Source organism: Cyanothece sp. BG0011, from assembly GCF_003013815.1.
Lineage (GTDB): Bacteria > Cyanobacteriota > Cyanobacteriia > Cyanobacteriales > Microcystaceae > Crocosphaera.
Genome location: NZ_PRLH01000167.1, coordinates 1 through 11,067 on the forward strand (window position 1 = coordinate 1; position 11,067 = coordinate 11,067).

General features: G+C 40.4%; 11 protein-coding genes and 1 pseudogene. 10 read left to right on the top strand and 2 right to left on the bottom strand.

Features of this window, described 5'->3' with window-relative positions:
* The first annotated feature begins 404 nt into the window (after positions 1-404).
* The 10 genes and pseudogenes from C4E06_RS21425 (at position 405) to C4E06_RS21470 (ending at position 9,156) form a co-directional block, all read left to right on the top strand.
* Positions 405-1,853: a TonB family protein gene (locus C4E06_RS21425; RefSeq protein WP_107670447.1), complete on the top strand. Its 1,449-nt coding sequence runs from the start codon at positions 405-407 to the stop codon at positions 1,851-1,853.
* A 95-nt stretch (positions 1,854-1,948) separates the two neighbouring features.
* Positions 1,949-3,010 carry a hypothetical protein gene (locus C4E06_RS21430; protein WP_107670448.1) on the top strand — a complete coding sequence of 354 codons (1,062 nt, stop codon included), beginning with the start codon at positions 1,949-1,951 and terminating at the stop codon, positions 3,008-3,010.
* 22 nt (positions 3,011-3,032) lie between these two features.
* The gene (locus C4E06_RS21435; RefSeq protein ID WP_232826332.1) at positions 3,033-4,043 is read left to right on the top strand and encodes an iron ABC transporter permease; all 1,011 of its coding nucleotides are present in this window, start codon (positions 3,033-3,035) and stop codon (positions 4,041-4,043) included.
* A gap of 17 nt (positions 4,044-4,060) precedes the next feature.
* Positions 4,061-5,097 (top strand): annotated as a pseudogene (locus tag C4E06_RS21440) (FecCD family ABC transporter permease).
* Positions 5,098-5,121: 24 nt separating this feature from the next.
* Positions 5,122-5,928 carry an ABC transporter ATP-binding protein gene (locus tag C4E06_RS21445; RefSeq protein ID WP_107670449.1) on the top strand — a complete coding sequence of 269 codons (807 nt, stop codon included), beginning with the start codon at positions 5,122-5,124 and terminating at the stop codon, positions 5,926-5,928.
* Positions 5,929-6,181: 253 nt separating this feature from the next.
* Complete coding sequence (locus C4E06_RS21450) at positions 6,182-6,475, top strand: nucleotidyltransferase family protein (RefSeq protein ID WP_107670450.1); 294 nt, start codon at positions 6,182-6,184, stop codon at positions 6,473-6,475.
* Positions 6,472-6,804: a DUF86 domain-containing protein gene (locus tag C4E06_RS21455; RefSeq protein WP_107670451.1), complete on the top strand. Its 333-nt coding sequence runs from the start codon at positions 6,472-6,474 to the stop codon at positions 6,802-6,804. The genes C4E06_RS21450 and C4E06_RS21455 overlap by 4 nt, the downstream gene beginning before the upstream one ends.
* A gap of 85 nt (positions 6,805-6,889) precedes the next feature.
* Positions 6,890-7,285, top strand: a complete 396-nt coding sequence (locus C4E06_RS21460; RefSeq protein WP_107670452.1) for a hypothetical protein — start codon at positions 6,890-6,892, stop codon at positions 7,283-7,285.
* A gap of 168 nt (positions 7,286-7,453) precedes the next feature.
* Positions 7,454-8,416, top strand: a complete 963-nt coding sequence (gene cysK / locus C4E06_RS21465) for a cysteine synthase A (RefSeq protein WP_107670453.1) — start codon at positions 7,454-7,456, stop codon at positions 8,414-8,416.
* A gap of 41 nt (positions 8,417-8,457) precedes the next feature.
* Positions 8,458-9,156 (top strand): J domain-containing protein, encoded by a 699-nt coding sequence (locus C4E06_RS21470; RefSeq protein WP_107670454.1) that lies wholly within the window; start codon positions 8,458-8,460, stop codon positions 9,154-9,156.
* 285 nt (positions 9,157-9,441) lie between these two features.
* Here the strand turns inward: C4E06_RS21470 and atpC are convergent, their stop codons facing one another.
* Together atpC and atpD are read right to left on the bottom strand one after the other, a co-directional pair.
* Positions 9,442-9,852: an ATP synthase F1 subunit epsilon gene (gene atpC, locus C4E06_RS21475; protein WP_107670455.1), complete on the bottom strand. Its 411-nt coding sequence runs from the start codon at positions 9,850-9,852 to the stop codon at positions 9,442-9,444.
* An 83-nt stretch (positions 9,853-9,935) separates the two neighbouring features.
* Positions 9,936-11,067: F0F1 ATP synthase subunit beta (gene atpD / locus C4E06_RS21480; protein ID WP_107670457.1), on the bottom strand; the 1,132-nt coding region annotated here is incomplete at its 5' end.

The following is an 11,067-nucleotide window of genomic DNA, read 5'->3' on the forward strand; positions in this document are numbered from 1 at the left end:
ACTTAAAAGAGATACTGGAAAACAAAGCAAGACAAAAATTGAGAAATATTTTCAATATACTGTTTTATTCATAGTTAACCAAGTTTTGATAAGTATTGTCAATTGTGAACCTATAATATATCATAGATTTTGATAAAATCATAATCTCTTCTTATCGTTCATTCGCTCCGTGGGGAGTTTTTCAGCATCCTACAGCCTAAAGCCTGCAACTTCTCCAAGATTTAGTTAAGAAAATTTTTATAATCAAGCCTTGCAAAAAAAATATATTTATATTAGATTAAACTAGATTTTATTGCATATAATTATCAGTAACTTATAAAAGCTATCCTCTGCTTGTTGGGGAAAATCTCTGATTTCATTGGGATCAAAGATTTAACAAGAATTTCTAAGTAGATTGTGCGGACATGACCCTAACGAACCTTTGTAACGAACAACGTAATCAAGAACAAAAAACCCTCAAAAAGCTTATTCTCTATGGACTTGGAGGGTCTGTCATTTTACACGCAGGCATCATTGTCAGTTTAAGCTTGCTGCCCAAACCGGAGACAGTAACCGCAGAACCCATCGAGCTTATTTTTGTTGAAGAACCCGAACCCGAAAAAATTGAACCCAAACCGGAACCCGAACCCGAACTAGAAACAAAGTTAACCCCTGACCCCTTACCGGAACTCGAACAAACTCAAGAAACACAACAAGCCGCCTCTAATCCTTCTAGCCAACCGCAACCCCCTACACCGATACAGCCAGAAGTGGCGCAGATGACCCCACCCCCTCCTGTACCCAGTGTCGCCCCTCCTGAACCGGCACCGGAACCGGAACCCCAACCCGAAACCAACCTTCCCGAACCCATTGCCAACTTACCCCCGACTCCTGTTGCTGAACCCTTACAAGAAGCAACACAACCGGAACAAGAAACCCCCTCACCCACTGAAACCTTGACAGAACCAACCATTAGCCGTTCTGTTCCGGAGCTTCCTACGGCTACCTCTAACCCCTTAACCAGTGAAACCAACACCGACTTGGGGAACCGCATGAGGGGAAATCCCTCACCTACTGCTTCATCCCCAGAAAGTAGCAACCCTCAAGGAAACCCTGGCAGCCCTGGAGGGGTTTCTGCCAACCGCTCGAAACCTTCCGGTGGAGGTAGTTCTACCCGGGCCCTTACATCCTCATCGGGGGGTGTAGGGCAACTTAGAGAAGGGTTACAGGGGGGTAGTGGCAATACACCCGGTCAAGGGAGTAGCACAGGGAATAACCCTGGTAACCCTGGCAGTGGGGCGGTGGCCGCTAATCGGGGGGTTCCCTCGAAACCCGCCGGAAATGCTTCCGGTGAGAGTACCTCCGGAGCCGGTTGTACCCCCCCTGGAGAGCCTGATTTTCCCTCATCTTTAGCTAACCAAGGCATTGAAGCCAGGCCAGTGGTGGAGGTGGTTACCAATAGTAGTGGCAGTGTAACCAGTGCCAATATCAAGACATCCAGTGGTTATCCTGCTTTGGACAAAATCGCCATTGATACCGCTAGGAATATTCGCTGTCCGTCCGGTAACCGACGACGGTTACAGTTAGCCATTACTTTTGCTCAAGAAGGCAGTAACTTCGAGGAGGAAGCGAGACGGAGACAAGAAGAAATCGAGCGTCAGCGACGAGAAAGAGAGCGTCAAGCTGAAATGGAGGCTCAACGTCAACGGGAAGCAGAAGAAGCTCAACGTCAAGCTGAAATCGAGGCCCAGCGTCAACGAGAGGAAGAAGAAGCTCAACGTCAAGCTGAAATGGAAGCTCAACAACAAGAAGCTCAACCAACTGCACCCGAACCTTCTTTACCTCCCCTAGAACCCCTCCCGTCACCAGAATAGGTATGTGGGCTGAATGTTATTAAGCCCCTACTGTAATAACGTCCCATGACTTTATGAATCCTAATTGTTTAAACCATTCATTCGGAGATTTCATGATGAACAAAACCCTATTTAAACAAGTTACTTTCGCTGTTTTAATGGCTGTTACTTTTGAAGTCACAGGTTATGTGAATCCTTCTTTTATGGCTCAAGCTGCGGTGATTACCTTACCCGATGGGGGAAAGTGTGAAGGCACGATGACGGACGGAAAACTCAATGGTGAAGTGGTTTGTGATTATGCCAACGGAGATAAATATGAAGGCAATTTTACCGATGGCAAAAAAGACGGTCAAGGTAAATATACCTTTGCAGATGGGGGAAGTTATGAAGGAGAATTTAAAGAGGGCAATATTAGCGGAGAAGGGGTAAGAATTTTTGCTAATGGGGATAAATATGAAGGAGAATTTGAGGACGGAAAACCCAACGGTCAAGGGGTTTATATTATTAGTGATGGAGGGCAATATGAAGGGGAATTTGTTGACGGGAATCCCAGTGGAAAAGGTACTTTTATTTTTGCCAATGGTAATCAATGTTCTGGAGAGGTTAGTGACGGAACCATTAACGGTCAAGGAACCTGTGAATATGAAAATGGCAACCGTTATGAAGGGCAATTAAAAGAAGCTCAACCCCACGGACAAGGTAACTATATTTTTGCTGATGGCGGTAACTATGAAGGGGAATTTCAAAATGGCCAATTTCATGGTCAAGGGGTCAGAAATTATGACAATGGTAATGTTTATAAAGGGGAATTTGTTCAGGGGAAACCTGAAGGAGAGGGAACCTATACCTTTGCTAATGGGAATACTTATGAAGGTCAATTTCAAAACGGTCAATTTCATGGTCAAGGGGTTTATTCTTTTGCTAATGGAAATATTTATGAAGGAGAATTTCAAGCCGGAAAATTTAACGGTAAAGGGGTTTATTCTTTTGCTAACGGTGATCGCTGTGAAGGGGAATTTCAAGCTGGTCAATTAAATGGTGAAGGAATGTGTAACTATGCTGATGGCGATCAATATAAAGGTGAATTTAAAAATGGTGAACAACATGGATCAGGGGTTTATATTTTCTCTGACGGTACTCAAGTAGAAGGAAATTGGGCAAATGGACAAATGCAATAATTAATTTTAATATTACTTTTTTATGAAAATTTTAAAGCGATCGCCTTCTTTTTTATTTCCTGGTTTAATCTTCTTTTTGATAATATTAATGGTTTGTTTTTTTATTAATATTATCTTGGGAGTGGCTGATATTTCTTTGTATCAAATTTATCAAGCTGTTTTTTCTTTTGATGGTTCCCCGGAACATTTAATTATTAGAACGGTAAGAATTCCGCGATCGCTGGTTGCTTTATCTGTGGGAGCAGCCTTAGCAGTTTCGGGAACATTAATGCAGGGAATTACACAAAATCCCTTAGCCTCTCCTAGTATTTTAGGCATTAATGCAGGGGCTTCTTTTTTGGTTGTTTTAGCGACATCAATGATGGGGAATAATTCGTTAAACTTTTATGCGATATTTGCTTTTTTAGGAGCCGGAATGACTGCGATTGTTGTCTATGGTATTGCTGCGTTAGGAAAAGGAGGAATTACCCCCTTAAACTTAACCTTAGCCGGGGCTGCTCTAACTGCTTTTATGGGTTCTTTAACCAGTGGAATTTTAATTATTAATCAAAGTGCTTTAAGTGAAATTCGTTTGTGGTTAGCCGGTTCAGTCGGAGGAAAAAACATAGAATTATTGTTACAAGTTCTCCCTTATTTACTGATAGGATTATTATTAGCTTTTGCCCTAGGAAAACATATTACTATTCTTAGCTTTGGGGATGATATGGCTTTAGGATTAGGTCAAGAAACAGCTTGGATAAAAGTAATAGCCGCTATTAGTATTATCTTATTAGCAGGGGGAAGTGTCGCCCTCGCTGGACCCATCGGATTTATTGGTTTAATTATTCCCCATATTGTTCGTTTTTTAGTGGGGATTGATTACCGTTGGATACTGCCTTATAGTGCTATTTTTGGAGCCATTTTATTATTAATTACTGATACAATTGCTCGTCTCATTTTACAACCTCAAGAAATTCCTGTAGGTTTAATTATGCCTTTGATTGGTAGTCCCTTTTTAATTTATTTAATTCGCAAAAAAGTTAAATCAGTTTGATAAAATATACAAAAAGTATGAATACTTGGTTAACCTTTTCTGCTTTAAAAATTCCTCTATCATTTCCCTTAGATAAACGAGTGCCGATTGTCTTAGGTAGTTTAATAATTATTACCCTGTTTGTCATTATTATTAGTCTTTGTCAAGGGGAAACATTTATCAATCCCATAGAAGTTAGTCAGATTATTTTAGGACTTGATACTAATAATATAGAAGATGCTTTTATTATTAAAACATTGCGACTGCCAAGAACATTAATTGCTTGGTTAGTTGGGGCAGGATTGGCCATAGCAGGAACCATTACTCAAGGAATTACTCGTAATCCTTTAGCCGCCCCCAGTATTATCGGAGTCAATGCCGGGGCTGTTTTAGCGGTAGTAAGTTTGTTGATTCTTGTTCCTTCTTCGTCTATGGAAATAGTACCCATCGCTGCTTTTTTAGGGGATTAATTGTTTCAATACTCATCTATTTTATGGCATGGCAAAATGGGAGTTCCACTGGAAGATTAATTTTAGTAGGAATTAGCTTCAATTTAATTATTACGGCTTTAATAAACTTGATGATTACCTTCGGCGAAATCAACAGTGTTTCTCAGGCTTTACTATGGTTAACGGGCAGTGTTTATGGACGCACCTGGGAGCATTTTATGACCCTATTTCCTTGGATTATTATGGGTAGTATCCTGGCTTTTTTAATGGCTTCTGACTTAAATAACTTACAGTTAGGAGACGATGTGGCCACGGGTTTAGGAAGTGCTGTGGAATGGCAACGAGGGGCATTATTATTGATTTGTGTAGCGTTAGCCGGTGCGTCTGTGGCAACCGCCGGCGCGGTGGGGTTTGTAGGTTTTATGACTCCCCATTTATCTCGTCGTTTAGTGGGAGTATCTCATCAAGGGTTGTTACCCACAGCAGCCTTAATGGGGGGATTAATGGTAATGTTAGCAGATTTATTAGGTCGATTATTATTTGCACCCATTGAAATTCCTTGTGGTATTATTACCGCTATTATTGGCGCACCTTACTTTATTTATTTACTTATTACTCAGCGATAAATTGTATTTTAAAATAACTAAATTATGGATTATCCTAACTTGATTAACAGTCGATTAGAAGCTCAAAACATAACCTTAGGTTACGACAATAAAACAATCATTACTGACCTAAGTTTAGGCATTCTTTCAGGAAAAATAACCATTTTAATAGGAGCCAACGGCTGCGGAAAATCCACCCTATTAAAAGGGTTGGCAAGACTCCTAAAACCAAAACAGGGTAGTGTTTATTTAGATGGCAAAGCCATTTCTAAACTATCTAGTAAACAAGTGGCAAAAACCTTAGGAATACTGCCCCAAAATCCCTCATCTCCTGAAGGGTTAACCGTTAAAGAATTAGTTTCCCAAGGTCGTTATCCTTATCAAAACTGGTGGCAACAATGGTCAAAAGAAGATGAAACCTTTGTCAATCAAGCATTAATCAGTACAGATTTAAGGTCATTAGCTGATCGTCCTTTAAATAGCTTATCAGGGGGACAAAGACAACGAGCTTGGATTGCTATGAGTTTAGCCCAAAATACCGATATTTTATTATTAGATGAACCGACAACTTTTTTAGATTTAGCCCATCAAATCGAAATTTTAGACCTACTTCATGAACTGAATCAAACCGCTCAGAAAACCTTAGTTATTGTCTTACATGATCTTAATTTAGCCAGTCGTTACGCTGATTATTTAGTGGCCATGAAACAAGGAAAAATTTATGCACAAGGAACCCCAGAAATAGTAATGACAGAGGAAGTAATTGAAGCCGTTTTTAACTTAGAAAGCCACATTTTACCTGATCCAATTACTCAAAAACCTATGTGTATTCCTATTAAAAAATTGACATAGTTAATAATACTTTTTATATTTAAAAAATCGGACAATTTATAAATAAATACTTAATTATCTATTTTTTTTTACTTGCCTTAGAAAAGTTAGATATTTTAAAATCTATTCCCTGAGTATTTAATCTCTTAAATAAATCTTGCATACATTTTGTAACATCCAAAATTTCTGATATAGTGGATATTATTCGTTATGTTGCTTAAATTTTTATTCGGGTTAGAGGCGTAAATTAAGCTAAATTTATGGAGGTTAGGTTATGAAGCTTAAACAATTATTATTAGAAAAACGAGAAGAAATTATCAGTATTGCCAAAAAACATGGGGCGTATAATGTAAGAATTTTTGGTTCGGTTGCTAGGGAAGAGGATGACGAAAAAAGCGATATTGATTTTTTAATTGATTATGATTTAAACAAAATTAGTCCTTGGTTTCCTTCGGGATTAATGCAAGATTTACAGTCTATTTTAGGTCGTAAGGTTGATATTGTAACGGTGGAGGGATTAAAAGAACGGATTCGGGAAAGGGTATTAGACGAGGCGATAGAATTATGAGGGATGATAGGGAAAGATTGAGAGATATGTTAGAGGCAATTGCTCAAATAGAAAAGTACGCAATTCAAGGAAAAGATAGGTTTACTGAAGATGAGTTAATTCAAACTTGGATGATTCATCATTTAATGATTATTGGAGAAGCAGCAAGTAAAATGACTGAAGAAACAAGACAGCTTTATCCTAATATTCCTTGGGTGGGAACAATTGATGTTAGGAATATTATTACTCATGAGTATTTTAGGGTTAATCTTAATATTATTTGGCGAATTGTTATCAATGATTTGCCAATTTTAAAACAACAAATACAAGCAATTTTAGGAGAAACTTGATCTATGTTTCTCATGGAAATAAATTACACTTTGAACGCAAAAATAAGTGAAGTAGAAGATTTTAATTTTAAGGATTAAACTAATTATGAAAATTAAGTATATATTCTTTGATGATTATAGATTTTCAGAAGAGCATTATGCAGTAGGTTTTAGCAATGAGACAAAGTTTGATATTACTCCTAATTATGAATATGAAGTTTATGGTATGTGCATTTGGAGAAAAATACTAATGTATTTATTGTGTGATGATTATAATTTACCTTGTTTTTATCCATCAGAACTTTTTAAGGTTGTTCAATATGAACTTCCTACCTACTGGAAATTTACCACTTACGATAATGATGAATATTCTGCGAAAGCAATTTGGGGCTACCCTGAATTAGTTGACGACGATAATCACTATATTGCATTACAAGAACGTGATAAGGCTGCCTTAAAAATTTTTCTTGACATGAAATCTAAATTTAAGGGGCAAAACTAGCGAGGGTGAGATGAAGGGCAATCTAGATATTTTTTCCTTCTCAAGTAAAATTATTAATTAAAAATGCTTAAGACAACAAAAATGAAGAAACCCTAAAAAATAGTGATAACTGCCAAAGGAGAGACTACAACCAAAGAACAAGTCATTAAGTATACTAAGAGAAGATTTATGAAAATTGCTCACAATGTATCCGAATTAATTGGCCGTACCCCTCTAGTCCAATTGAATCGTATTCCTCAAGCAGAAGGGTGTAAAGCGCAAATTGTCGTTAAATTAGAAGGGATGAACCCGGCCGCCTCGGTAAAAGACCGTATCGGGGCTAATATGATTAATTCAGCGGAACGAGACGGGTTAATCATTCCAGGGAAAACCCTCTTAGTTGAACCCACTTCCGGCAACACCGGTATTGCTCTGGCTATGGTAGCAGCTGCCAAGGGATATAAATTAATTTTAACCATGCCCGAAACCATGAGCCAAGAACGTCGGGCCATGTTAAAAGCTTATGGCGCACAATTAGAATTAACCCCCGGTAGTGAGGGGATGAGTGGTTGTATTCGTCGGGCCCAGGAATTAGTAGAAACCCTACCCAATGCCTATATGTTGCAACAATTTAATAACCCGGCTAACCCCGAAATTCACCGTTTAACCACCGCCGAAGAAATTTGGGAAGATACGGATGGGCAAGTGGATTTTTTAATCGCAGGGGTAGGCACCGGCGGCACCCTTACCGGTGTGGCCGAGGTGATTAAACAACGAAAAGCCAGTTTTCAGGCGATCGCCGTTGAACCCACCACTAGCCCCGTTTTATCGGGAGGAAAGCCAGGAGGACACAAAATTCAAGGCATTGGGGCGGGTTTTATTCCCCAAGTGTTGAAAGTAGACTTAATTGATGAGGTCATCACCGTCACCGATGATGAAGCCATGACCTACGGACGACGGTTGGCCAAAGAAGAAGGGTTACTGTCCGGTATTTCTACAGGGGCTGCCCTATGTGCTGCCATTAAAGTTGGGCAACGGCCCGAAAATATCGGTAAACTAATCGTAATGGTTCAACCCAGTTTTGGAGAACGTTACTTAAGTACCCCCCTCTTCCAAAATGTCGAACCCCCTCAACTGGCCATGATGAATTAAGCAAAGGGTTGGTTGCTGTCCTCTTAATCTTCTGGATTCTCATGACATCGACAAATCATTATCACATCCTCGAAGTTAGTCACACTGCCACTCAAACGGAAATCAAACAGGCCTATCGCCGTTTAGCCAAGCGATTTCATCCAGATAGTCGCCAAGAAACTGCTAATCATGAACAGATTATCCGTATAAATGCAGCCTATGAGGTGTTGGGAGATCCGCAACGACGATATAATTACGATCAACAGTTAATCCCTAATTATCCCTCGGCCAGACGACAACAGAGGACAGCCCAAGCCCATTCTTACTATCAAAGTCGTCGCGCTACTGAAGAGGTTTCCGTCGGGTTAATTGATGAGTGGTTAAAGGGGGTTTATCGTCCCATCGATCGCTTAATATCGAGTATTTTGAACCGTTTAAATGATCAGCTCGATGCCTTGGCGGCTGATCCCTTTGATGATGAATTAATGGGAGTTTTTCAAGATTATGTGCGCTGTTCTCGCCATGATTTACAACAGGCCAAACGTATTTTTTCTTCTCAACCGAATCCCCCAAAATTGGCTAAAATAGCAGCCATTGTTTACTACTGTTTGAATCATATTGCTGATGGCATTGAAGAGTTAGAATGGTTTTCTTGTAATTATGACGATTCTCATTTACACACCGGTCAAGAATTATTTAGAATGTCTCATCGATTATTAAACGAAGTGCATCGCAATGTAGAGGTAATGGTTAATCGTTAGGCAAGAGGCAAGAGGCAAGAGTATTTTATCCTGATGTCGGGCAGAATACCACATCTTTATAATAAAACCCTATTGCCTATTGCCTACCCCCGAACCCCCCCCTTTTAAAGGGGGGTGTGGGGTAGGGGAGTTTATCGAAGGTGCAAGATATAAGTTAAGTTATTTTGTACTGGTGTAAGAGATCAGCAAAAGGCAAAAGTCTATTTTAGAAAATTAGCTTATCTAAAAAATCCTCTTGCCTTTTGCCTGATAACTCTTGCCTATTTTTACCATGCAAGATATCAGTTAAACCATTCCACCGGCTGCTTGAAGGCGGGCCCTGGCTTTTTTATAAGCGTTAGATGCCTTCATTTGTTCCCGAGGTTCTCCACCCTTAGTGGCTTCTTCTAAACGGCTCTGAGCCGCATTATACTCTTCTCTGGCTGCTTCTTTATCGATGTTATCTCCGGCTTCGGCTGAGTTCACTAAGACTTTAATCTCATCTTGTTCAACTTCAGCAAACCCTCCCATGACAGCGATACTCTTCCAGTCTTTATCAGGACGAACACGAATGACACCGGTATCTAAGGCGGTTAATAAGGGGGCGTGACCGGCTAAAATACCCAGTTGTCCAGAGGTACTGGGTAGAATGATTTCTTGTACGTCGCCGTCCCAAACGGTTTTATCAGGGGTAATGACACGAACGGTTAATGGCATATCAGTAATTAATTATCAATGATTAGTGCTGAATAGGGGCGAACCAAAGCGCGCCCCTATTAGTAAGATAAAGGTTACAAAACCTAAGCTTCTTTGAGTTTTTCAGCCTTAGCTTTAGCTTCGTTAATATCTCCCACTAAGTAAAAAGCTTGTTCGGGGAGATCGTCTAATTCACCACTGAGAATCATTTGGAACCCTTTGATGGTATCCGCTAAGGACACATACTTACCAGGCGCACCGGTAAACACTTCTGCCACAAAGAAGGGTTGAGATAAGAAACGCTCAATTTTACGCGCTCTATCTACAGTACGACGATCATCTTCTGATAATTCATCTAACCCTAAAATAGCGATAATATCCTGTAATTCTTTGTAGCGTTGTAAGGTAGATTGAACAGCACGAGCGGTGTCATAATGTTCATCCCCAACAATACTGGGCTGTAACATGGTGCTAGTAGAATCTAGGGGATCAACCGCAGGATAAATCCCTTTAGACGCTAAGGCACGGGATAATACGGTGGTTCCGTCTAAGTGAGCGAAGGTGGTCGCAGGAGCCGGGTCCGTTAAGTCATCCGCAGGAACATATACCGCTTGAATAGAGGTGATAGACCCTTCTTTTGTAGAGGTAATCCGTTCTTGTAAGTCCCCTACGTCAGTCCCTAGGGTGGGCTGATATCCCACAGCAGAGGGCATCCGTCCTAAGAGGGCAGACACCTCAGAACCGGCTTGTACGAAACGGAAAATATTATCGATAAACAGTAATACGTCTTGCTTGTTAACGTCACGGAAATATTCTGCCATGGTTAGAGCAGATAATCCCACCCGCATTCTCGCTCCGGGGGGTTCGTTCATCTGTCCGTACACCAGGGCAATTTTCGATTCTGAGAGGTTATCGGGGTTAATTACCTTAGATTCGATCATTTCGTTGTAGAGGTCATTTCCTTCACGGGTACGTTCCCCTACTCCACCAAACACGGATACTCCCCCGTGTTGGATGGCGATGTTGTTAATTAACTCCATCATAATAACGGTTTTCCCCACACCTGCTCCGCCAAACAATCCGATTTTTCCACCTTGACGATAAGGGGTGAGAAGATCGATAACCTTAATTCCGGTTTCAAAGACTTTGGGTTTGGTGGATAGTTCGGTTAGTTTAGGTGCCGGACGGTGAATGGGGGAGCTTTCTTCGTTGCCCACGTCTCCCATTTCATCTACA